25 protein-coding genes are annotated in these 23,177 nt (G+C 46.5%); 13 read left to right on the top strand and 12 right to left on the bottom strand.

Annotated elements, in window-relative coordinates; all coding sequences use genetic code 11:
• Nucleotides 1–67: 67 nt before the first annotated feature.
• The 3 genes from EL645_RS30670 to EL645_RS30660 all read right to left on the bottom strand — a co-directional run bounded on the left by EL645_RS30670 (nt 68) and on the right by EL645_RS30660 (nt 2,721).
• Nucleotides 68–595 carry a L,D-transpeptidase gene (locus EL645_RS30670; RefSeq protein ID WP_126555977.1) on the bottom strand — a complete coding sequence of 176 codons (528 nt, stop codon included), beginning with the start codon at nt 593–595 and terminating at the stop codon, nt 68–70.
• 86 nt (nt 596–681) lie between these two features.
• The gene (locus EL645_RS30665; RefSeq protein WP_126555974.1) at nt 682–1,767 is read right to left on the bottom strand and encodes a hypothetical protein; all 1,086 of its coding nucleotides are present in this window, start codon (nt 1,765–1,767) and stop codon (nt 682–684) included.
• 216 nt (nt 1,768–1,983) lie between these two features.
• Nucleotides 1,984–2,721 (bottom strand): SMI1/KNR4 family protein, encoded by a 738-nt coding sequence (locus tag EL645_RS30660; RefSeq protein WP_126555971.1) that lies wholly within the window; start codon nt 2,719–2,721, stop codon nt 1,984–1,986.
• A gap of 404 nt (nt 2,722–3,125) precedes the next feature.
• Between EL645_RS30660 and EL645_RS30655 the strand changes: the two genes are divergently transcribed.
• Nucleotides 3,126–3,359 carry a hypothetical protein gene (locus EL645_RS30655; protein WP_126555968.1) on the top strand — a complete coding sequence of 78 codons (234 nt, stop codon included), beginning with the start codon at nt 3,126–3,128 and terminating at the stop codon, nt 3,357–3,359.
• Between the two features lie 192 nt (nt 3,360–3,551).
• On the opposite strand, the gene EL645_RS30650 is transcribed toward EL645_RS30655, so the two are convergent.
• A complete protein-coding gene (locus EL645_RS30650; RefSeq protein ID WP_126555965.1) occupies nt 3,552–4,034 on the bottom strand; it encodes a hypothetical protein in 483 nt (160 codons plus the stop codon).
• A gap of 475 nt (nt 4,035–4,509) precedes the next feature.
• Between EL645_RS30650 and EL645_RS30645 the strand changes: the two genes are divergently transcribed.
• The 3 genes from EL645_RS30645 to EL645_RS30635 all read left to right on the top strand — a co-directional run bounded on the left by EL645_RS30645 (nt 4,510) and on the right by EL645_RS30635 (nt 8,236).
• On the top strand, nt 4,510–5,226 hold the full coding sequence (locus EL645_RS30645) for a zinc ribbon domain-containing protein (protein WP_126555962.1): 717 nt from the start codon (nt 4,510–4,512) through the stop codon (nt 5,224–5,226).
• Between the two features lie 206 nt (nt 5,227–5,432).
• Nucleotides 5,433–6,581: a WD40 repeat domain-containing protein gene (locus EL645_RS30640; RefSeq protein WP_126555959.1), complete on the top strand. Its 1,149-nt coding sequence runs from the start codon at nt 5,433–5,435 to the stop codon at nt 6,579–6,581.
• Nucleotides 6,582–7,168: 587 nt separating this feature from the next.
• Nucleotides 7,169–8,236: a fatty acid desaturase family protein gene (locus EL645_RS30635; protein WP_126555956.1), complete on the top strand. Its 1,068-nt coding sequence runs from the start codon at nt 7,169–7,171 to the stop codon at nt 8,234–8,236.
• Between the two features lie 106 nt (nt 8,237–8,342).
• Here the strand turns inward: EL645_RS30635 and EL645_RS30630 are convergent, their stop codons facing one another.
• Both EL645_RS30630 and EL645_RS30625 read right to left on the bottom strand, forming a co-directional pair.
• Nucleotides 8,343–8,729 carry a hypothetical protein gene (locus tag EL645_RS30630; protein ID WP_126555953.1) on the bottom strand — a complete coding sequence of 129 codons (387 nt, stop codon included), beginning with the start codon at nt 8,727–8,729 and terminating at the stop codon, nt 8,343–8,345.
• A gap of 186 nt (nt 8,730–8,915) precedes the next feature.
• Nucleotides 8,916–10,397, bottom strand: a complete 1,482-nt coding sequence (locus EL645_RS30625) for a hypothetical protein (RefSeq protein WP_126555950.1) — start codon at nt 10,395–10,397, stop codon at nt 8,916–8,918.
• A gap of 628 nt (nt 10,398–11,025) precedes the next feature.
• Between EL645_RS30625 and EL645_RS30620 the strand changes: the two genes are divergently transcribed.
• The 6 genes from EL645_RS30620 to EL645_RS30600 all read left to right on the top strand — a co-directional run bounded on the left by EL645_RS30620 (nt 11,026) and on the right by EL645_RS30600 (nt 17,258).
• Nucleotides 11,026–11,922 carry a TlyA family RNA methyltransferase gene (locus EL645_RS30620; RefSeq protein ID WP_161977829.1) on the top strand — a complete coding sequence of 299 codons (897 nt, stop codon included), beginning with the start codon at nt 11,026–11,028 and terminating at the stop codon, nt 11,920–11,922.
• A 760-nt stretch (nt 11,923–12,682) separates the two neighbouring features.
• Nucleotides 12,683–13,066, top strand: a complete 384-nt coding sequence (locus EL645_RS30615) for a hypothetical protein (RefSeq protein WP_126555944.1) — start codon at nt 12,683–12,685, stop codon at nt 13,064–13,066.
• A 210-nt stretch (nt 13,067–13,276) separates the two neighbouring features.
• The gene (locus EL645_RS30610; RefSeq protein ID WP_161977828.1) at nt 13,277–14,503 is read left to right on the top strand and encodes a glycosyltransferase family 4 protein; all 1,227 of its coding nucleotides are present in this window, start codon (nt 13,277–13,279) and stop codon (nt 14,501–14,503) included.
• 149 nt (nt 14,504–14,652) lie between these two features.
• A complete protein-coding gene (locus EL645_RS30605; RefSeq protein WP_126555938.1) occupies nt 14,653–15,687 on the top strand; it encodes a LacI family DNA-binding transcriptional regulator in 1,035 nt (344 codons plus the stop codon).
• Nucleotides 15,688–16,254: 567 nt separating this feature from the next.
• Complete coding sequence (locus tag EL645_RS39690; protein ID WP_161977827.1) at nt 16,255–16,416, top strand: hypothetical protein; 162 nt, start codon at nt 16,255–16,257, stop codon at nt 16,414–16,416.
• 92 nt (nt 16,417–16,508) lie between these two features.
• Nucleotides 16,509–17,258, top strand: coding sequence for a DUF4349 domain-containing protein (locus EL645_RS30600; protein WP_281276484.1), 750 nt, complete (start codon nt 16,509–16,511; stop codon nt 17,256–17,258).
• 66 nt (nt 17,259–17,324) lie between these two features.
• Here the strand turns inward: EL645_RS30600 and EL645_RS30595 are convergent, their stop codons facing one another.
• Nucleotides 17,325–17,915 (bottom strand): HdeD family acid-resistance protein, encoded by a 591-nt coding sequence (locus EL645_RS30595; RefSeq protein WP_126555932.1) that lies wholly within the window; start codon nt 17,913–17,915, stop codon nt 17,325–17,327.
• 255 nt (nt 17,916–18,170) lie between these two features.
• Nucleotides 18,171–18,491 (bottom strand): hypothetical protein, encoded by a 321-nt coding sequence (locus EL645_RS30590; RefSeq protein ID WP_126555929.1) that lies wholly within the window; start codon nt 18,489–18,491, stop codon nt 18,171–18,173.
• Nucleotides 18,492–18,769: 278 nt separating this feature from the next.
• On the opposite strand from EL645_RS30590, the gene EL645_RS30585 reads away from it, so the two are divergent.
• Genes EL645_RS30585 through EL645_RS30575 form a run of 3 tightly spaced genes read left to right on the top strand, consistent with a single transcriptional unit; the run spans nt 18,770 to nt 20,719 of the window.
• The gene (locus tag EL645_RS30585; protein WP_161977825.1) at nt 18,770–19,303 is read left to right on the top strand and encodes a PadR family transcriptional regulator; all 534 of its coding nucleotides are present in this window, start codon (nt 18,770–18,772) and stop codon (nt 19,301–19,303) included.
• Between the two features lie 49 nt (nt 19,304–19,352).
• Nucleotides 19,353–20,177 (top strand): cytochrome P450 family protein, encoded by an 825-nt coding sequence (locus tag EL645_RS30580; RefSeq protein WP_126555923.1) that lies wholly within the window; start codon nt 19,353–19,355, stop codon nt 20,175–20,177.
• Complete coding sequence (locus EL645_RS30575; protein WP_136625318.1) at nt 20,153–20,719, top strand: cytochrome P450; 567 nt, start codon at nt 20,153–20,155, stop codon at nt 20,717–20,719. The genes EL645_RS30580 and EL645_RS30575 overlap by 25 nt, the downstream gene beginning before the upstream one ends.
• A 112-nt stretch (nt 20,720–20,831) precedes the next feature.
• Here EL645_RS30575 and EL645_RS30570 read toward each other — a convergent pair whose 3' ends face one another.
• From EL645_RS30570 to EL645_RS30555, 4 genes are all read right to left on the bottom strand, one after another.
• A complete protein-coding gene (locus tag EL645_RS30570; RefSeq protein ID WP_161977824.1) occupies nt 20,832–21,344 on the bottom strand; it encodes a zinc ribbon domain-containing protein in 513 nt (170 codons plus the stop codon).
• Nucleotides 21,345–21,638: 294 nt separating this feature from the next.
• Nucleotides 21,639–22,088, bottom strand: a complete 450-nt coding sequence (locus tag EL645_RS30565; protein WP_126555914.1) for a response regulator — start codon at nt 22,086–22,088, stop codon at nt 21,639–21,641.
• A gap of 198 nt (nt 22,089–22,286) precedes the next feature.
• Nucleotides 22,287–22,688 (bottom strand): response regulator, encoded by a 402-nt coding sequence (locus EL645_RS30560; protein WP_126555911.1) that lies wholly within the window; start codon nt 22,686–22,688, stop codon nt 22,287–22,289.
• A 78-nt stretch (nt 22,689–22,766) separates the two neighbouring features.
• On the bottom strand, nt 22,767–23,159 hold the full coding sequence (locus tag EL645_RS30555; protein WP_161977823.1) for a response regulator: 393 nt from the start codon (nt 23,157–23,159) through the stop codon (nt 22,767–22,769).
• Nucleotides 23,160–23,177: the final 18 nt, after the last annotated feature.

Genomic DNA, 23,177 nt, shown 5'->3' with positions numbered 1-23,177 from the left:
CTCTGCTGACATAAAAAAGGGAACCCGCACACGTGGGTTCCCTCAATTTTTGCGCTAGCCGTGCAGCTTAGTACACGATAGATGTAACTGTATCTGTGCCGTTGGGGCTAGATGGTGTGGTGAAGTTCCACAACCAGGCCGCCTCGGACAGTGACATATTAATACAACCGTGTGTTCCTTCGTTGTTGGCCGCTGGCGCATAATGCGGAAATTGCTTGCCCGGACCGTAATCGTCGTCTGTCCTCCACCAGCTATCGTGATAATAATATTCGCCTGTGTGATACATCATGGCGTAATTGATCTTTGTCGCTGGATAATAGAAAGGCGAATTCTTATTTTGATCAAATGCTTTAAAGGTGGCCGGCGACTGCCGATTAGTGATGGTTGTGACTCCCGGAGGGGATGGCTTTTCGGGCATGCCTGATACCACCAGTATCGAACGTATCAGTTTGCCATCTTGATAGACACGCAGTGCACCGTTGTACAGCGAGGTTACAAGAACCTTGCCTGTAGTTGCATTAAAGGCTTTCATCAAAGCCAGATCGCTCTGATGAGGAACATTGTATGGGGTTGGATCGACTGCGTCTGTCTGCATACCGCCGAAGAGCGTACGCTGATCTTTGGCTGCATCAATGATCGCTTGATAATCATCAGCCGTTTGTGCATTGGAAAGCTCTGTATTCAGATCATATACAGTACCATTCCAATAATCATATGCCTGGTCATAGGATTGACCATTCCAATCATCATGGTACTGGTGGGCATGACCCAGTTCTTGGTATCATCCATTAGCTGGTTGACATCGTGGGTCGCTTGCAATTGAAGTAGCGGAACACGAATGTCTGACATATTCTGCTCAAGCTGGGCTGAGAATTTGACAAAGTTCCCACTATCTAACAGGGCCTTATCGGCATCATACTGTTTCTGATACTGGTCTGCATTGCCCCCATAACTTTTCACTTTATCAATGGAAGCCTGGAATTGTCCCAACTTAAACTGCCCTACATAAGGGACGGCCTGCGTTGAGATCGTATTCGCCGTTTGCGATTGAGCATTGAGATTTTTAATGATCTGGTTAAAGTCGGCGGGGGTAGTGGCCTGACGGAACTGTTGGACGTCCTCTGTCTCCTGCTGATCCAGGGCCGTTGTGTCCAGATTTGAACTCTTAAGGGTTTTAATGAGTGCCTGGAATGAAGTTAGCTCGTCATTAGCGGTACCTAGCAGTCGTAGCGCCTGGGTCGCTTGCTGCGACTTCTGGCTGACCTGGATAAACTGTTTAGGGAGCTGAGCCTGGTTCATCTCATTCTGGACCTGGGTAAGCGTATTGGTAAAGTTTTGGGCCTCTACAAAGCCCTGCGTTTGCCGCTGTGAAAGAATTGAGGAGAAGTCTTTTAAGTCTATTGATGCCTGGTGCCCATACTGCTGTGTGGCTTGCGATTCAAGCCCTCGTACTTGTACTGTTAATGTTTGATAGTTTCTGGCAAGATTTGAGTAATAATCAGTGGCAGGTTGAGTAGAGAAGAGTGTCACTGGTTCATTTGTATTGTTGATTTTATTTTCCTGATTCAGGATAGGGTGAAGAAGAGTGTCTGGCACCCCGACGCTTTGAGCGTGGGCGATCGCTTTGTCAAGCGCGGCCTTATCTGTTGATGCGTTGCTCTGTACTTGTGGATCGCCACAAGCACTTAGCATCACCAAAAGAAGTAAGGTGACACTCATCAACGACAGCACCTGGTGAGAGCGCCGCCGGGGCTGGTAATGAACCATTATGAACTGTGCCTCCTGGACATGAGTTTAGAATATAAAATAGAAATTGGTCATAAAGATAAACGTGTATATATCTCTATGTCTATTATAATCGATTTGGACATCAAAACGTTGCATTTTTAGGACTAAAATTTAACAAAACGCATGCTTCGGTTCTGTCAATTGGTGTTTTATCTGGCAACCCGCCAGGTAATGAAGCCTTCAAATACCATGAAACTACAAGAGTTCACCCCAGAATGGTATCGTTTTGTATTCTTTGCGCCTCTTTTGGCTGAGTTGATCACCTTCAATGTTAATAGCGTGGAGCTTCTGAGCATCAAATTCTAATAGTTCTGCAAAGTCTTTGCAGAAAAAATGATAGAGATCGGGTGCATAGATAATAATATCTGAGTGATGCAACGATAAGATAGGATTGCCGCACTCATGTGGTTCGGCTAATAAGAAGCGATGCCCGTAGATCGGTATCAGTTTGGGCGCGCGCTCAATCAGTGCTTCAAGTTGCTGCTTTAGACCATATTTGGTGATTGGTTTACGACCCCAGCCGGGCTTCCATACATTATTCTGTAACACATCATATGTGAGATCATCAATCAATTGTTGGTAGGTGTTTTTTATGCTCTCGCTATCTTTTTTCCAATTTGGCAGGAATGGCGAGTCGCAGGGAATGATTTTTCGGGTGTCACTATCATAGGTGGCGATAGTAATTGGTTTATCCAGGCAGTGCAAAATTTTTAGAAACAAGCGGTAATCGGGCGGAAAGCGGACGGACCACTGCTTCTCAATCGAGTCTATCTCCCCATCACTTAATCCCAACCATGTTGTGCCTTTGTGCCAGATACAACTCATGGTATCTTGCGCGAGAAACTGCTCAAAGGTCAGTGGCTGGTAATCACGCCATGTTGCCTCGGTGCGATTTCTAATCTGGGTGAGGAATAGCTCATCAAAGTGTGGCATAGATCGTTACCTCTACTAGCTTATATTGGGCTGAATGCTGCGTATACAAGCCTAATATGCCCGGCCTTTCTTGTCAACAGCAATCATGCAGGCCTCAGGGCTTTTTCATGTTTGTCCGGAGATCGCAGAGAGATGACGAGCAAGCCAGAGAATTATGATTGTTCCTTCATGTTTTTATGCTGCACATCGTTTTATACCAGGCATGCAGAATTACATAAGATGTGGTTTAATTCACAAAAAACATGTGGAGTAGTTCACTGCATTTTATTCTCTGCGCGGCTATACTGCTGTACATAGGAGATCGAGGCCAAACGGTGTTGGTTTTTACGAACAAGTAGTTGGATATTGAGATACAAGCATTTGCTTGTGGTATACACAGGCAAACAATGAAAGGAAACGCCCACATGAAACTTTTGAACATTTTCCGTAACAACCAGAGTGCCAATTTGATTGCACAGGCTCCTGAGACCGAATTAGATGAGCTGGAGCTGGCTAAAGTGAATGGCGGTCACGGTGGTGATTGCTATCGCAACGATGATTGTGATCGCCATGATGATTGTGATGATCGTCATTATGAGAATGATTGCTATCGTGAGTCCCATCGCCACTATCGCCGCCACCGCTCTCACTGTGAGTAAGAGGTAGCCGCTGATTTAGCTTAGCCTCGGTGCCTTCATTATGATGTGTGCGCGTCGAAGGTGAAAGATCATTACATGTTCCTACATGTATTAGCGCCCATGTCTTTCGCTTTCTTCTAATACAATAAGACCCATTGTTCCAGCAGGAATCTGGATTGGTGGGTCTTATTTCCATTACATCATAACTTATTTTTATCTGGGAGGTATGGCTTGCGGATAAAGAGCCTGCGGTTGTTCATCATAAGAATAATATGATGATAGATATTGATAGTGCAGAGCAGCCTCTCCTTCTTCTGCTGTTTTGCTGCCCTTCAGGCTATAGCTGGCTGGTCTGGAAGCAGGCGCTGCTTGAGATGTGCTGCCATTGCGAGCTACATTTTTACTGAGAAGTCCTGTTACCAGCGGTAGAAGCTTGTAGAGGGCTAGCCCCGGCAAAATCCAGAACCATTGCTGTGATAGAGATAATAGTGCCAGTAAGAAGGTCAAGCCACTATATTTCAGGCTTTTTCGTCTCTCCTTAGGATGTGCCTGCACAGCAGCTTTTAAGAGAAATATGCCTGCCAGCAACAAAAAGATCAGTGGGAGTCCAAGGGTATAGAGATGCGATAGATGCGCGCAATTGTTATGAGCACAAAAGTGAGCTACATTTTTAAGTTTGTGCTGTGGTTGATGCATAATACAATCCCCTTGAACTCTAAATGTTTATAACTCTTTTAGCATACAAGGATTATTTTTATGATATATTTGACTTCACCTCTCTTTTTAATTGATGATTTTATATTTATCGATCAAAACTTGCCTGCTGGTAATCATAATCGGCTCTTTTGATCAGATCTAACCGGACCGTTAAATCCCTTAACTACTGGCGTCTATTTCATAGAAAGTGTTAAATTCCCAGCGTCAAAGAACCTTTTGTGTATGCACTTTCGCGCCTGCGGCGCTCATATAGGAATTTCTTCTGCGGGACAAAGTGCGCCGAGCGCACTTTGTCCCGCAGAAGAAAAATAGGTGCAGGCGCGCCAGCGCCCGCCCGCACAGGAGCGACAAACTTCCCATGCTGATGGGAGCCTGACGCATTCATCGGAAGAAATCCACTTTATATTGTTAGCAGGATTAAATTTCTACCATATATTGTAGAGGATAAAATATTATGAGTACACGTTTTTATCAATCTCCCAATTTAAATGTTGACCGTATGATCCGAGACTTTGAACTGATCTTTGTATCCCAGGGATATCAGGTGCAGCATTTTGGCAACCCGGGCCATATGGTTGTGCAGCTGCGTAAAGGCGGCGATTTTGAGGCTATTCTGGGTATGCAGGCCGCGCTGACGGTTATTTTACGCAATGTACCGGGTGGTGTCGTGGCTCTGGTTGGAGAACATCACTGGGAAGAGAAGGCTGCCACTGGACTATTAGGCATGATCTTTTTCTGGCCGCTAATTTTAACCACTGGTGCCGGTGTATTACGCCAGGCAAGCATGGAGGGCTTTCTGTTTGAGACATTGGATACGGTTGTTCTACAGCAGCGTCCCGATGTCAAAATGGGACCTGTCCCACCCCATGTTGAAGCGCAGATGCAACAGCAGTCTGCATCTACTGGCACTCCTCCCTGGTCCACAACCTCTTCTTATGAGCAACCAGCTTCAGAATCACAGGCAAAGCCACATGCTGAATGGACCGCTTCCAGCATCCCGGCCCAAAAACCATGCGCTTCTTGCCATAAGCTAAATGATACCGATGATATTTACTGTTCCTGGTGCGGCACACTACTAAAACCTCAGAAATCTTATTGCCCACGTTGTAATGCAGAACTAAAACAAGGCGCGGGCTTTTGCGCTAAATGTGGTACTTCGATTAATAAGTGAGCCACGCCGCAATGATATAATATCTAATCCATGCACAGATTAAATATTATATCGTTGCGGAATTTTTTTGTTACATTTACAGTTTCCGTTAGTACTTTATATTATTAGATTCGAATTTGTTTTATTGAGTCTTGTATTATAGGAATATCGCATTCTATAATGGGGTGGGCATTATATTTTAAAAATGTATAAAAGGTAAATGACAAATGAGAAATAGTATTGCAAATGCTTCTCCTCAGTCAGCAACCAGGCAAGGCGTAGGCCCGTCAGGGAAAAAATTAACCCGCGTCAATCGTTTTGATGTCTATGCTTTGCGTATTATTCTTCTTGGGGCTGTTCTACTACCTGTTATTGTGGTTGGAAGTCTGCTTCTGCAATCGTTTGCATCTATTCAGGCCAGTGGAAAAGTTGGCAAAACAATGTTTACCTATAATGGACCATCCACCGGCGGGGTATACGCAGCATCCTGGTCGCCGCTGGGGGATCGTGTAGCATCAGCCAGTTCGAATGTGCAGATCTGGGATGCCTTAACGGGTGCTCATACAGTGACCTTGAATACTAAAGGAGCTGCTGCCACAGCCCTTGCCTGGTCCCCTGATGGCAAATATCTAGTTACCGGCAGCTCAGAAATCGCGATCTGGGATGCACAGTCAGGCAATCAAAAGTTTGTCTATACCACACAGGCACAGAAGCATAACTCCCATGGAACATTACATGTGAGCGCGCTGGCCTGGTCGCCAGATCATACCATGATTGCTACCGCATATACCTATCTGGGCGAAGCGAAAAATGCAGGCACGCAACTTGCGTCATGGGTAGATATCTGGAACGCGACAACTGGTAAAACCCTTTTTACCTATCGTGGCCATAAGAAAGATGTCTTATCGATCGCCTGGTCATCTGATAGTAAACGCATTGCTTCTGCCGGGGCTGATGGGGTTCTGGCTGTCTGGGACGCCACCAAAGGCTCCAATGTCATAAAGTACGCGACTGCTGGTAAAGTCACCTCTGTCGCTTGGTCGCCCGATGACAAGTTTTTAGTCTCTGCATCTAATAGTGTACAGATCTGGAATGTCAAAAATGCGAACAGGCCAGTAGGCGTTTTAGATACCCACGCTGGTAAAACCACGCTAGTCGCCTGGTCACCAGATGGCAATTTTATTGCTACCGCTAATACCTCAGTCCACATTTGGAATGCTGGCAGTGGGAATGAAGTTTTTAACTATACTGAACACACCAATCCCATTAGCAGCCTCTCCTGGTCACCTGACGCAAAATACCTGGCTTCCAGCGATAACGCACCCACTGGCACCACCAATGGTCCTGGTGTCATCAAAATCTGGCAAGCCTCCTAACCTGATTTAATATGAGGACGTGCGCTGGCGCGCCCGAGCTGTTTTTATAATGTGGTGTAGAAAATGCTCCAGGAGCATTTTCTACACCACATTATAAAAACAGCTCGGGCGCATATTCTAAACAATGTTGAGCGCACATTCTAAACAATGTTGAACCCCGCAGGTGTGAAAGCACACGTCCTTTGCGCTCTTCGCTCATGGTCCCACGCGCCTTTTGCGCTCAAGCAGTATTTATTTTATGGTGCAAAAATTGCGCACAGCGCAATTTTTGCACCATAAAAAAGATGCGGACGGGCGCGCCTGCGCCCGTCCGCATCTTTTTTATCTATTCTGGGAATGTCCTGAAACAAATTCATCAATCTTTGTCTCATATAGATGATGGCTTTTATGAGAGCGCATTACACAATGATGTTTGAGAAACAAGGGTCAAGGAGGACGTTTGATCATTATCCTGCTTCTTTCATCCTGTGAAAGTACAATAATTTGTACCCATCGCTCAGATACTATAAATTTCATCAGTTAATTCAACAGGTGATATTCAGACAATATCACCTAGTATACAGATTTGTATATTAAGGAAGCCGTGAATGAAAACGAATGCATTGCTCACATTACCTGGCAATGATACCCCCCTCGATCAGTACACCTCTGAAACATCTAATCGTGATTTCGCTGAGTTAAAGAAAATTGTAAAAAAGCGTGGCCTACTAGATAAGCAGCCGGTTTATTATACATACCGTGTGCTCTTACTGATTGGCTTGCTGGCACTTAGCATGGTTTTTCTCCTCGTCGTCAATTCTTTTCTATTGCAGCTCATCAACGCAGTTTTCATGGCCTTCGTGTTCGCTCAAATTGGCCTGCTCAGCCACGAGGCGGGCCATCGTCAGATGTTCCATCATTCCTGGAAGCACGATCTCATTGGTTTAGTTGGCGGGAATTTATGCATTGGCATGAGCTATGCCTGGTGGTTAGATAAACATAATAGCCATCATAGCCATCCCAATCAGGTTGATATGGATCCTGATATCGAAATTCCATTTCTAGAGTTCACCGGTAAGGAAGATGTAACAAATATTAGCAAGTTCAGACAATTCCTGGTGAAGCATCAGGCGCTCATCTTTTTGCCCGCTTTAATGACGGTGGCTATTGGTTTGCAGGTTAATAGCGTTAAATTTTTGCTGCGTGGTAAAACAAAGTACTATGCATTGGAATGGGCTTCGATGATTGCCCACTTTGTGCTCTACTTTGCAGTCGTTTTCTCGCGTATGAATTTCTGGCAGGCGCTCATTTTCATCGCATTGAATCAAGCGGTGGCCGGCTTCTACCTGGGCTCCATTTTCGCGCCAAACCATAAAGGCATGCCAGTCTTAGATAAAGAGAGTAAGGTAGGTTTCTTGCATCGCCAGGTAATGACCTCGCGCAACATCTACGGCAATCCTCTGGTTGACTTCATCTATGGTGGCTTAAATTATCAGATTGAGCACCATCTTTTCCCCAGTATGCCGCGCAACAAATTAAAAGAGGCGCGTGGCCTGGTAAAACTCTTTTGTGAAGAGCGCAACATACCTTATCATGAAACATACGTATTACAATCCTTCAAAGAAATTTTGCAGCATTTGTACGAGATCGGCGCGCCTCTACGCCGCTTTTCCTAGTCGTGTAGTACCTATATAACTGAAGTGATTTGATTTGATATCCAGGCAGCCTGCACAATATTAAAAGGCTGCCTGGATATCTGGCGTCTTGAGTCTGGGGTTTTATTTAGCCTTGATGGCTATGATCTATCTCTTGCAAAGCCTGTAGAACTTTACGATATCTGTCTTCTAGAATGTTATTAAGCTCTTGCATTTTTTCTAGAGTTTCTGCATCGAAGGTATCGCTCATCCATTGCTCTACTTGATTGAGCTGGCTTTGCTGCTCCAGTACCCAGAAGCGGATGCGTTGCTGGACAAATGGGAGATCACTGTTTTGGGCTGGAATGTAGCCTATAAATAATTCATCTGTCGCATCTTGTTCGGGTGTGGTGGCTTGTTCGAGGGAGATTTGCAGCATGCCAAGAGGCTGCTGTTCTGGTGGCGTTCGTAGCTCGCGTATGTGAAATTTTCCGTATTGTTTGATGGTAATACCTGTGCTGGGTAGTGCTTGCATAAAACCCTCCCTGACTGGTCTCAACATTCTACCTCTATTATAATTGCGTGCTTAAACGCTATTCTGAGATGCTTGTATCCATGCTGGTGTTTTGTCAGTCGAGGATGGAGATAATTGGTTGGGGACACAAAAAAGCCGGGCCTATCCCACGCGCGATAGGTCCGGCTTTTTTGCTTTGCCTGGTGTTTATATGCTCCACTCACGAATGTTTATGTTGGCTTTGACGAACGAAACGATTAAAGGTCTCGCTTGCTGATATATTTTAAACAGGAGCGGGAACATAAAGTAGATAAAAACTATCAGGCTGTAGGCCAGGAATAGTTCTTGCCTTAATTGTAGATGTGGATGTGTTACGAATGGGCTCCATAACACGCTGTATTCTGGAATGTAGTGGCAGGCTGCTTCCAATGCATAGTTGTTTTGCGCGCAGGTTGGTAGATAGACGTAGCTTTGAAACAGGACCGCGCAGATCCCTACCCAGCTTGATAGAGCCAGGACTACCGCTGTAAAGATATTGATGGCTAAATGTGTCTCTTTATTGTGCAGACGTACAGCAAGCGCAAATGAGGCGGGGATCGAGGCAAATAAGAAAAATCTTGGTCCCCAGTAACGTCCGCCATACCAGGACCACCACCTTGAATAGATGATCACCAATCCAATCACGAAACATATCCATAATGTGTAGACCTGATACATATTCAATGCATATTTGTCGCGCCACATTTTCAATGTTTTGCCGATTGGGAGGAATAATCCTGGTGTAAAGAAGATTAAGCCTTTGCCAAAGGAGAAGAAGATGGAAAGAAGGCCAAAGAAAAAAGGATAACTAAAGCCGGGTAATCCTGAATAAGGCATAAATGTGTGGTAGCCTGCGTCGTTGTCGTAGCCACTGGCGAAGGGTGAGCCACGCCGTATCCATGATTCGCCCAATACCAGGATCGCCGCCGCGATGATGGCGAGCGCATAGCGTAGACGCTTTTTGTCCAGTATCCTTTTCAGTACTACTAATCCAAATGCAACCAGCGTTGCCGGGGTGTTGGCTACTCCCAATACTATAACTATCCAACCTCCCAGGGAGGTGAAACGAATCAGGGCAGCCATAATACCGAAGCCGACACAGACGGCGGTAAAGACTTCGCCATAGTAGGAGGCAAGGTGGGCCGCGAACATAGATGCAGTGATCATGAGTAGGAAAAATTTGCGTAAGAGCCCACGATCTAAGCGATCTTTACAGAGTAGATAGGTGGCTAGCAGGCTTATCGCAAATACGATGTAATTGTAGAGCAAAATCCAATCGACCGGTTTACCTAATTTTTCACCTATATATAACAGGGGTAGCGAAAAGATCGGCCCGATTAATGAGTATTTATTCTGGACTGATTGAACAATACCCTGGTGGAGAAACTGTGAAATATACTGGTAACGGTAAGTGGCATCCCCATGCAATGTACGTGGCATGATCAGGAGAATGAATAACATCCCAATCACTATAAAACCGGTCTCTAAACTGGCAAATGCCCAGCCGTATTTTGAGGTTTTACTTGCCTGATCTTCGTTTATCCGGGGAGTAAGTGTTTCTTGCTGCGCACGCTCAAGTGTCCCAGTATTAATTGATGTATGCGCATACACATCTTCATTTGTGCGCCCAATTTGAGTATTTTCTTTCACTTTACACCTGATAAATATCTATAATATGCCAAATGCTTTTAAGAGCAAACGAGATTAGAAATATTGAGAAATGAAATGGGGGAATGTGTGGATGAAATGCTCTTTGAAATAATCCTATTTACCCATTCTGCTCATACGTATACTTTACTTGATGACTTTATTAAAAAGCAAGTTCCTAGCCCTTTTGAACAGGGCTTTTTACTGTTCGTCGAGAGATGACGAGCAAGCGCTACAAGGTCCATTCTTTCCTGTGAGGAGTGTGTTTGGTGGGCGGCCGCAGCCGCCCACCAAACACACTCCTCACTCCCAACCCGGCGCCGCAGGCGCCAAAGAGGAAAATTAAAAAGCAAGCTCCTAGCTCTTTTGAATAGCTGGGTTTTAAATTACGATCTTGCTGCTTTTAGAATGATCATTTCGATATTATTTAACAAAATTGCTTGTGACACGTCTACTTCTTATTAGATTCCTTCTCTGATAATGCAGAAGCGTTGGTTGTCATTTTTACCTGATACAGGTCTTCCTTCTTCTAGCTATAGATTATTTGTTGGATTTGTAGCTTATCCTTTTGGATATGCAGTCTACCTGTTCAGGGAGGAATTTGACTTATACTAAGGAAGGTTGTCGAGCTATGTCTTCCTCTCCTTTCGACTATGAACGCGCAGCTTTACCACCCCAGGTGCCATGCCCTCCGTTGCCCAGGCGCTTACCTCTGGCACGTTTACTGGTTGCGCGTGGTTTTTTTGAGCACCTTGATGAGGCCACGCGCTGGGTGATGGCTGGTAAAGTTTTGGTGGATGAGCGTTGCCTGGATAAGCCTGGTATGCTGGTGGCTTCTCAGGCTGTGTTACGGGTGCGGGATCGTTTGCGCTATGCCAGTCGGGGTGGCTATAAGCTGGAGACCGCCCTCCATTATTTTGATGTAGATGTCCAGCGCGTTGTGGCGCTTGATTGTGGCGCTTCAACGGGAGGGTTTACGGATTGTTTGTTGCAACGTGGAGCGGCTCAGGTATACGCGGTTGAAGTTGGCCATGGTCAGTTACTGGGCCGCTTGCGGCTGGATGCTCGGGTGCTTAATTATGAGCATACGAACTTTGGTGACCTGGTAGGTATGGATCTCTCTCCCGTTCCGTCCTTAATTACCCTGGATCTGTCCTATCTATCTTTGACGAAGGCGTTGCCGATCGCGGCCTCTTTGCTTCCCATGCAAGGCAGGGTATTGGCGCTATTCAAACCGCTGTTTGAGGTAGAGTGTAGCGAGGCTCGGCGTAAGGGCTATGTTGAGGAGCCGGCTTTGTTGGCGGATGCTTTACAGCGAGTGCTGGAGGCTGGCATTAGCTGTGGCTTGCTTGTGGACGGTGTTGTGAAACTCGCCTTGCAGCCACGCAATGGGGTGCATGAGTTCTTTCTTTCTTTTCGACACGATCTCGACGGACAGTCTAAATGTTATAGTCAACAGGCCCTGCTCGCTATGGTGACAGGCGTTGGCGTTGGTCCAACCTCAGTCGCTGACTACTCAATGTCCTGATTATTTTGGCTCTCCGTCCTTTGGGGGAAAGCGGGGTGCAGGGGTGGCAGCCCCTGACGGAGCGCAAGGTGCCCTCGCAACCCTCCTCTCCGTCCTTTGGGGAAAGCGGGGTGCAGGGGTGGCAGCCCCTGACGGAGCGCAAGGTGCCCTCGCAACCCTCCCTCTCCATCCTTCCGGGGAAAGCGGGGTGCAGGGGTGGCAGCCCCTGACGGAGCGCGAGGTGCCCTCGCAACCCTCCCTCTCCATCCTTCCGGGGAAAGCGGGGTGCAGGGGTGGCAGCCCCTGACGGAGCGCGAGGTGCCCTCGCAACCCTCCCTCTCCATCCTTCCGGGGAAAGCGGGGTGCAGGGGTGGCAGCCCCTGACGGAGCGCGAGGTGCCCTCGCAACCCTCCCTCTCCGTCCTTCCCCGGAAGGACGGAGAGTCATTATTTTTCTTTTTTTACAGCTAGAACGTCAATAATTAAAGAGAAGAATATGGATCTTAAATAATCTTTTCCACGTGTTAGTCATATCAACACAAGGTACAGGGCTTTTTCGTGTTCGTCCAGAGAGCGCAGGGAGATCACCAGCAAGCGCTACGATGTCCATTCTTTCAGGTGTGGAGTGTATGGTGGGCGGCTGCGGCCGCCCACCATACTTCCAACCCGGCGCCGCAGGCGCCACAGAGGAACATGAAAAAGCCCTGCACAAGGTAGATCATACTTGATCGTATGTATGCACCTGATTATAATGAATGAAACTTATGTTTAAGGATGATCAAATGAATCAACATTCAAAGCAGGTTTCTTTGTCTAATGCGAATGTAATGACTTCCGATATGACCTCCCACTATCAAGATAAGGATGATAATGTCTTTGTTGGGGCTGCGCGCCATGAAAAGACGCTTAAGTTTATTAAATATGCTTTGTTGCTGGATGCCATTGATGAAGGATGGTTGTATGAGCAGCAGGGCTGGATGTTTAATCAGCTGCAGCGCTATCGTGAGGCTTTAGAGGCCTTTGAGCGCGCGCGCCACCTGGGTTATGCCAATGATGGTTGGCTCTATAAGCAAAAATCATACGCGCTCAATAAGCTGGATCGCGGTGAGGAGGCTTTGGAGGCATGTGAGCGTGCACGTAGACTTGGCTATGTCAGTGAAGAATAATAGCTTCGGCTTTGTGTCTCCCTGTGCAGTCGCTTTTTGCCGGGGATAGCTTTGCGTGCGTTTTAGTTTATTTGGATGCTTTACTTGCTTTTGGTGGACGTAAGTACTAGTTTTATGCGCGAGTTACTGACGGTCGCTGCTGATGCTTTTATACTAGAGAAAGGAAAATAATGCTTCCAACTGTGATAGATAAGGTGAGATATGATTCCTGTGTGGGCCATTGTAAATTTTCTTGTTTCCCAGCATCTGACGCTTCTTATCGGTGGGGTCGTAGCATTTGGGTTGACCTATGTTTTGACTTATGGGATATTAGCCCTCTGTCGTAAGATGAACTGGTTTGAGCCAGTTGTGGAACATAAGGTCCACAAAAAAGCTCTTCCTCGTCTTGGTGGACTGGCTATTTTTGCCGCCTTTCTGCTCTCCTCTTTACTTTTCTATCTACCAACTCTGGCTGTGCAACCCGGCACCTCTGAAATGATTTTTGGCCATGCGATCTCAAAAGAATTGGTCATCTATAGTCTGTTTCTAATCTCCGCGTTGCTGATTGTGATGGTGCATGCTTATGATGATGTAAAAGGGATGCGACCATTGCCTAAGATGCTGGCGCAGACGACTGCGGTATTGGTCATGATGGGTCCTGGCCTGCATTCTTTCCATGGCGTACTTTTCTTTGGTTTCCATAATCCCTTTGCTCCCCTTTCTCAGGCCTCTAGCTCTTCTCTCCCCTGGTATCAACAGACCGAGTTGACCCTCTTTATTCATGAGCCCGTTATTTCCTGGCTCACAATTCCTGCTATCATCTTTACCTGGTTCTGGTTTGTGGGTATGATGAATGCTATTAATTTTATGGATGGATTGGATGGGCTGGTCGCTGGTATCGTTGCTATCTCTGGCCTGTTTATAACAATTATTAGCTTGCAGTTATCCCAATATACTATTGCCACGCTGGCCGCTATTTTCACCGGTGCCGTGGCGGGCTTTCTGCCTCATAACTGGAATCCTTCGCGTATCATTATGGGTGATAGTGGCTCGCAGTTTTTAGGGATCGCGCTGGCCATGCTCTCGATTATGGGTGGAGCTAAATTTGCTTTGATCCTGATGATCCTGGGTATTCCGATCCTTGATATTGCCTGGGTTGCGTTTAACCGTCTGCGCCGTGGACAAAGCCCGATGCAGCGGGATTTGTTACCACAGTATGCCCATAAAACTCACCTCCATTACCGCTTATTATTCGGTGGACTCACTACGCGTCAGGTTTGCTACATTTTTTATGCCGTTACGGCCTTGTTCGGCCTGAGCGCGTTGTTCCTGACCGGTATCTTTAAATTCCTTGGTTTCGGTCTGGTTGGTCTGACGGTTTGCCTGCTTTTCTGGTATAGCATCTATCTACAGTCGAAAGTCGCTCATTCCAAACAACGCGATACCCAGCAGGCTTAATTGTGCGGGCTGCGCACCTCTGTATGACTTTTGTGTGCGCAAAATGATATAGCTTGACAAACAAATGAATGCTTATTAGACTTTGAACTAACCGGACATGATTACGGTAATACAAAGTATTTATTACTTGATTTAAATTGAGGCTCTAGTTGGAGGATCGACAAGGAACTTCGCGTGTACGTGAATCTCGTGCACTTATCTGGGATGTAGCTCGTAGATCGGGCGTTTCTATATCTACGGTATCTCGTGTATTGAATGGTCGCCCTGATGTGTCTGTTGCGACGCGCGATAAGGTTTTGGCGCACGTTCGAGATCTGGGATATAGCTCTCATCGCCATGCCCAACCCGTGATACGCGCACCTTTGCAGCGTATAGGGGTGAGCATTCCTAATGAGGAGCATTTTATGGGAATGCTCCATGGGATTACTGACGCTATTAACAAGCAGAAGGCTCAACTCTCTCTTTGTTCGCGCTCTGGACAGGATCTGTCGCTGCTGGAACGTTTGCAGGTTGAAGGCGTGGATGCCGCACTGCTAGTTTTGCCGCTTGAGTCTGATGATGAGCTATTAGAGTTGCGCCGGGCTGATTTCCCCTTTGTTGTCATTGATCCTCGTACCCCATTGAGTGATGATGTTCCTACTGTTACTGCGGCCAATATTGGTGGCGCTCGGGCGGCCACCAAGCATCTGTTGTCCCTTGGTCATCGCCGCATCGGTGTCCTGGTGGGTGATACGCGCTGGTGTATGAGTACGGATCGCCTGGCCGGCTATCAGGCTGTGATGTTTACTACTGGCCTGCCTTATGATCCTGCCTTGATTCGCGAGAGTGATTTTACCCTGGAGGGTGGTTATCAGGCTGCTCTGGAATTACTCCGCTTGCCGGAAAGGCCGACCGCTATCTTTGCTTTTAGTGATGATATGGCCGTGGGTGTATTGCGTGCCGCTGCTGAGCAGGGCCTCTCGGTCCCTCAAGATCTGTCTGTAATTGGCTTTGATGATGCTCGTTTTGCCTCCTTTGTCACTCCTACATTGACAACCGTCCATCAGCCGCGTTATGAGCTTGGCTATACTGGTGTTGATGTGCTATTTCGTAACCGGGCTGAAGCTCGCCTGGATGCTATGCATACCTCCCTTTCTACCCGCCTGGTGGTGCGTCAATCGACCGGCCCCTGTTCGCTATCCTAGCACGCTTCCTTTCATTTCCTGTCTGCTTTTCCGCTTGCTGATTTAGTACACAGTCTTTTCTGATATAATATTCTTTTTTCTTTGCAGCACCATAAATGGTATTCTGTAACGACATGCCTGCTCCCCACCATCGCCGCAGTCTTCATTCTTGAGTTTGTGCGCCTTCGGCACTCAAGAAATCATCTTGTGTGGTGCAAAAAGTGCGCAAACGCACTTTTTGCACCACACAAGAAAAAAGGTGCGGGCGCGTCAGTGCACGCCCACAAGGGAATGACACGATCCCCATACCTATCCTGGCATCTATTGGGCCCAATAGAAATGAAAGGAATTACTGTAAGCAAAGGATCACTTTGTAGGTAATATGAGAATTGAGAGATTTGAGCTGTTCGGGGCGTATTCTTTAATACATGTGTCGTGAAGGGAACTATTGGTAAACCTGCAGCGTCTCTTTTGTAGAACAAGTCCTATGTATTCTCATCAGAAATGTTCTCTCTAAAAATGAGTTAATGATCTTAACCTGCTGTCCTGCTCACCTGACAACATGTATTCTCTAAAGGAGTGAGTTTTATGTTACGCACAAGGATGTCTCATCGTAAATTTATGCTGTTCGGCTGCGTTATGCTACTGGCTATCTGGTTGGCCGCATGTGGTGGCTCTTCTGCAAGTGGGACCGCCACTACTGCGGCCCGGCTAGCTCTCATTCATTTAATAGTGGTAATAGCAATGTAGCTAGTGGTGCCAGTGCTTCTTCGAACAGTAATTCACCGGCTGCTTCCGGACAATCAAAAACCTCTTCGGCTGATAGTGGTCCCCAGTATTTAATTAAAACTTTAAAAGTAACCATGCAGGTGAATGATACTCGTAAAGTTGCCAGCGATATTCAGTCCTGGATCGGTTCTACCGATCCCCATTCAAGTTCTGCGGGGGCGGATTACACACAGGTGGGTGATAAATACTATAATGTCTCGCTCACCTTCTCAGTCCAGTCAACCATGTACCCACAGATCTATACCTACTTGCGCGATTATAATGTGCAGGGCTCGACCGGTGGTAAGTTGCTTGGATTTAATGAGACGGTACAGGATGTCTCGAATGATTACGTTGATACCCAGTCACGTATTAAGAATTACAAAGGAGAGCAGAGCCGGCTGTTGGAGCTGTTAAGCCATGCTCAGGCGGTCGGCGATATTGTGACTATTGATCAAAAGTTGTCTGAGGTAGAGGGAAATATCGAGACGTCTGAGGCACATTTAAATTTATTGGCAAGCCAAGTTACTTTTTATACCGTCATTTTGAACCTGCAGCCGATAATTCCTGCGACACCTGCCCCCACTCCTCAGGCTGCTCCTGGCTGGTCGGTTGGGCAAGCTCTCGCTCAGGCTTTTGCGGCCTCTCTAGGCTTTGGACAGGCTGTGCTAACTTTCCTGATCTGGTTATTGGCGTTCAGCATCTATGTTGTTCCTGTTGTTATTATTGCCTGGTTGGTTAGAAAGTATCGTCTGCATATTGCCCGTGTCGTTGCTCCCTTGTTCGCGACCTCTAAAACCACAATTCCACCACAGCACAACTGAGATCATTTTATTGTAGAGCTAATGATGATGGTAGAACTATCATCATTAGCTCTACAGCGACCTGGTTTAGATACTGTCAAAGAACTCCGGTGGGTGATAACTTTTTTTCAGGGCATGGGTCTGAAAGGCCTGGAAGAGCAGGGCCACCCCTATTACCAGCGCAAAGGTACCGACAATCCAGAGCACGGTGTAGAGCCCCAGGCGTGGCCTTAAGCAGAGGATGATGCCAAAGATAATTGAGATCAGGCCTACCAGTGCCAGAGGCCATTCTGGAGCAATCTGTTCTTTCTGGCGGAATGCGGTTACAATCTTGAGTGCGCCGGCGACGATTGCCCAGCCAGCGATGAAGTATACTAAGAATGCGGCTAGAATGGTTGGGGATAGCAGGACGATCAGGCCGATGATGATGCTAAAGAGTCCTTCGAGTATCGGTGCCCAGGTCGTATGTTGGAGTAGGCGGCGAGTTTGAAATCCCATAAAGATTGTGAAGATACCATCTAGCAGACAAAATGAGGCGAAAAGATAGGCAAGCAAAAATAAGGTAAAGTGGGGTATAAAGAAGGCCGCCAATCCAAAGATGATCGCTAATATTCCTCTTAATGCTGTGATCCACCAGTTACGTACGACTTCGTTGATGAGGTTAGATGTGGGGTCCATATCATCTCTCCTGCCTCTATAAGAGAATGGCAACCTCTAGTAAATATCTTTTTTATACCATTTTCGTAGCAGAAATAGGCTGTGATAGCAAAACATCGCCCTAAACCTTGCTTCCCTTCTTCATTCTTTCTGCAAGATGACCGTAGCTATAATAAAGAAGCTTTAACAAGTATAATGTCAGAGAAGCAAGGTTGGTTCCACCAAAAGATGTATGCTGGATTGGATTTATTGGACTAGCTTTGGACAAACAATGGATTACAATTTATTATTTTTTTGTTGGATTTGCTGATGGTCTGCGGCAAGCCGGGCGACCGCCTCGTCCGATGGAATGCTTTCATAATCAGGATGTAATTTAAATGTGACGCCACGGATGTTTTTTGTGCGTCGTGAGTATTCTGTACCCGATAATCGCGATAGCGATGCCAGTAGCTGGTCAACATGGGCGGGCGTTCCCTGGTTGTATTGGTCCATCAGGATTACTGCACGCAAATCTATGTTGGTATCCTCCATCAACATATGTAGCGTAATATTATGTCGCAAGCGCGCTTCTCTAAATGTAGCCTGAGTGTCATTCATCTCTAATTTCCCTTACCATCTTTCATGAAAGTACTGAAAGTGCTGCGCTCATGGTGTTTCCTATGCACACCTACTTCCTTTTATTTAGACGATTCAAACGGGTGAATAGATCTCTAAAGCAACAACAATCATCCAAAAATACTCCTTTGTTTCAACTCTACTTACGCTTGAATAACCTATAAAATTCCCTTGACTTTTGATAGTTTTATAGGTTATTATCACCTATATGGGAAACACCTAAGTGTTTGTATCCTATAAAGATGGAGCAGGAAGTAGTTATGTACTCTGACATATTGATCTTGATGATGTTGCGAGCACAGCCACAGCATGGTTATGAATTGAAGAAGAGCGTTCAGCGTGTCCTGGGCCAGTCGATCTCTTTAAATAATAAGGTATTGTACCCGGCCTTGCGGCGCTTTGAAGATATGGGGGCCGTGTTGCGACAGGTAGAACATCAGGAGGGTAAGCCAGATCGCCATATCTATCACCTGACTGATCGGGGGATGGAAGTGCTAGATGCTCTTTTGCGCGAGTATACTCCTGAGAGCCTGAGTGATGATGCTGAGTTTATGGTGCGGGTTGCTTTTTTTGAGTCATTAGAGCCAGAGGTCTGTATCGATATTCTGACTCTGCGAGCACAATCTGTTGAAAAGCATCTGGCACATATGCGCGCGATGAAGCTCGCAACCGATGAGGCTGATGAACATCCCTATGCGCGACGCATGCTCTTGTTCCAACTGCAGCAGTTACAGAATGAATTAACCTGGATCGATACTTTAAAACAAGAATTTACCGCCCGTTTAGACCATTAATCATAGTAAGCCTTTTTACTTACTTTTAGTTGTTTTGCGAGGTGCATAAATGACCGATCAGCTAGCTATAGAGTGGAAGTCCGGCGTGACGGATGCTCCTTTGCCTCCGATGGTTGACCCGGCAGATTTAGCTGGTGCAAAGAATGTTTTTGTTGAACAATATCGCAAGCTAGGGCCAGTTTTTCGTTTGCCTCAACGTTCATCCCGCTCCCCTATGACGGTAATGGCGGGTCCCGAGGTCAATGCTTTTATTGCGCGCTATGAGGATGAGTTTTTTACGACCCGTGAACAGTGGCAAGATTTTGATCAAGCTATGCATATTGAAGGCTCCTCTCAAGAAGGCTTTGCGCGTGATGGTCAGGCTAATAAGCAGCGCCGTGTCCAGATGAGCCGGACCTATGCCAGAACGCGGGTACTGGATCAACTGGCTGATATGGTAGATATTACTGTGTCCCAAACTCGTTCCTGGCAGTCAGGAGCCAGTATCGCGGTCCTTCCTGCCATGCAGCGCATCGTCTCGGAACAATTAGGCCAGTTGTTGGTCCACTTTGGACCTGGCGAGTATCTACAGGATTTTATTACCTATCTGAACACATCGATTAAAGGTACTTTTGGCGCCGATGAGCAGGCTCGCCAGGCCCTGTCTTCGCCTGAATTTCTACGTTCTAAAGAGCGCGTGGTTGAATTGGGCAGGGCTGTGCTAGAGGAGCATCGCCGACAGCCGCGCCTTGATCGAAAGCCGGATATGATTGATGAGGCTTTAGCGGCTGCGGCGGCCTGTCCTGAGCAGTACCCTGAGTCGGTACTGGAGAGGGCTGGGCTGGGCCTTTCCTGGTTGGATTGGATACGGTGGCCAATACCTGTAGCTTTATGATTTATGCCTTGCTGAAGAATCCAGCTGTTCTTCAACGTGTCTTACAAGAAGTGGACGCTGTGTGGTCCCGGCGAGATTTTAGCTGGGAGGCCCTTAAGCAGATGCCTGCGTTACATGGGGCGGCAATGGAGACGTTACGCTTGTATCCGGTGGCGACTGGCCATCGGACCCGCATCGCCCAACCTTTTAGCTATGCTGGCTATCAGCTGTCTCCTGGCGATGATGTGTTTGTGGCTATGACCGTATCACATTTTCTGCCAGAACTTTATCCCGAACCAGAGCGCTTTGATATCGATCGCTATCGTGAACCCCGTAACGAACATCGTCAACGTGGCGCTTACTCTCCTTTTGGGCTGGGAAATCATACCTGCCTGGGAGCGGGCATCGCCGAAGTCGAGATCATGGTAACGATGGCGACCTTATTCTATCGCTATCAATTGAGCATGGAACCTGCGGACTACCTGCTCTCGATTGAACATGATCCCACTCCTGCGCCTGGCAAGGACTTTTGTATTGCCGTCAATGGCATTCGTAATGAATAATTCTTGTCTTGATGCTATTGACCGCGCCTGTATATCAACCAGGGGCCTGTTCTGGCTCTTCTGACAACTAGCAGGCATATTGTCTGCTCGCGGTATGCCTGCTAGTTGTGGTTTAACGGCTGCGTATCTGATTGACGGATGGTACGAGGCGCCCTCCGCAGTTGCCACAAAATGTATCGCTTAAGTGGAGTGGTCCTCGGCAGGTGGGACACAGATAATTGGGATCATCTATGGTGTCATGATAACTTATGTACCTGTCTGATGGAGGAGACGATATTGGTACCGGACGCGGCGTTCTTTGAGTTGGATAACTGGTTGGTGGCAGTGGCGCGGTCGGTCCGTATAGGGCCGGGTGTGGAGGCGTTTGCTGTGGATAGCTCTCTGCCTGCGTTATAACCTGCTTGCTCGCTGCCACAATTGGATGGCTGGCGGTACCGCAATAAGGGCAAAAGTTATCACCATGCCGTAGGCGCTTCAAACAGATCTGGCATTGCTTGCTGCTAGCTCTTTGTAGTAAGAACAGGGAAAGCAGAAAAACGATCAGGGCGCACAGGAACACGGCGATATAAATAAAGCTGATCGATACTAGCGTAATTGCTGCCCCTACATAGAGCGTTTGAGCCAATGTTGTACCTCCACGCCATATATGCCTATGATGTAGTCAGGTGACAAAATATGTTTCAAGCGTCTTTGCTTAAAGGATTGATTAGATTGCTGATCCTGTTAATGGACATATTACATGCAAAATATTTGTTGGTCAATACACCTGGCCGCTTTGTGAACTAAATCACATTCTGGATGTACTAAAATCAGGCAGTTATGCATTTTGTTTGCTTGCTTATCTGACTATACTTTGCACAATGCGTGGTGGATGCGGCTAAAATTGAGAGGAGCACAAAATGTTTTCATCGCCTGCCGGTTAGGGCTGATAAATAGATGTCTCGTTTTGTGTTTTTGACCAGTAGGATTGTAAGAATTTTGCGCTTTGTAAAAAATTTTCTCGTTTAGTGGGCTTAATCATATAACTATTGGCCCCTAGCTGGAAACAGGCTGCTATCCTCTCATCATTGGCTGAAGAGGTCCAGATAATAACGGGAATTTTTTTCAATTTTTCATCCCGCTTAATGATACCTAGAATCTCCTGACCGTCCATATCCTGGAGCGTTAGATCCAGTAGAATTACGCTTGGTGTTGGGGACGGAGATAAAAAATCGTTCGAGGATTGTAGAAAGGCCAGGGCTTGTTCACCGTTTTTGAAGTGCAGTAGTGGTGTGTGGGTAGCTAGTTTTGAAAAGGCCCATTGTAATATTTCAAAGTCGTAATTATTATCTTCGATGATCATGACGGGCGACCCCATCTCGCTCTGCATACCTTTCTCCTTCCTGGCTATTAAACACAACTGGAAACGCCGCTCATGTGTGGCTAGCTCCACCAATTACACCTCAGCGCTTTTGGGGAGACACTTTGGCCATTCAGGCGGCTACGCTTATCCGATTGAGCCATATGCATATCGTTAAAAATACATATGGATAAGTTTTTATTCTGCGTTAGTATAACATATTTCAGTTTAATTATTTAGCAGTTGATCGACAGTATCTAACAATTGATCCAGGTCAAACGGTTTAGCAATACTGGTAACCTGTAGTTGCTTAAAATCTCTATTTGGTAGATTTGCACTCATCAGAATAATAGGAACGTCGTAGAAGGTCGGGCGCATGCGAAGTTCCTGGCAGAGTTGTAGGCCATCCATCTCGGGGAGCTGATAGTCCAGAATGAATAGATCAGGTTTGACGGTCTCTATTAATGTCAGTGCCCTTTCGGCCGTGGGAACCAGGATCGACCGATATGGCGTCTCTTCTGAAAACGCCAGGGTGAGAAATAATCCAATCGAACTGTCATCTTCAACAATAACTATGGTTATTTGAGTATGTTTTGTTTCTTCAGTTTCCTGTAACTCAAGATGAGGCACAAATCTCCTCCGTGATGCGCTTCGTTTTGTATATGAACAGAACTATATCTTCAGATTGCATAAACTTTAACTGGCTGCTTAGGGCGTTTTAATTGGAGAAAGCGCCAGCAACTTTTGTATTACCTGTAAAAGTTCTTCGACATCAAATGGTTTAAATACGATATCGATGCTGGGTGTTTTTAATTCATCAATCCTATCCTTTAATTCGTGTTCTGCGGCTGTACAGAGCATGAGGGGAATTGATGCTGTTTGAGGATTTCTTTGGAGCAGTTCCAGAAACGTCCATCCTTCTTGTTTGAGTCCGATCATCAGATCCAGAATAATCAGATGTGGTTGAATGCGCTCAACTTCAGTCACATCGCTATATGCGATGTCTGTTGCGTGTACCTCGTATCCTTCTGTTTCCAGAAGTAGACGGTAGAGCTCTAGTATATCGGGCTCGTCTTCAATGACAAGTATTCGTGTGGTCACGTTTATACCTCATAATTT

Source organism: Dictyobacter kobayashii, assembly GCF_003967555.1.
Taxonomy (GTDB): Bacteria; Chloroflexota; Ktedonobacteria; order Ktedonobacterales; family Ktedonobacteraceae; genus Dictyobacter; species Dictyobacter kobayashii.
The sequence above is the reverse complement of the archived record's forward strand: the minus strand, read 5'-3'. Positions and strand labels throughout refer to the sequence as shown.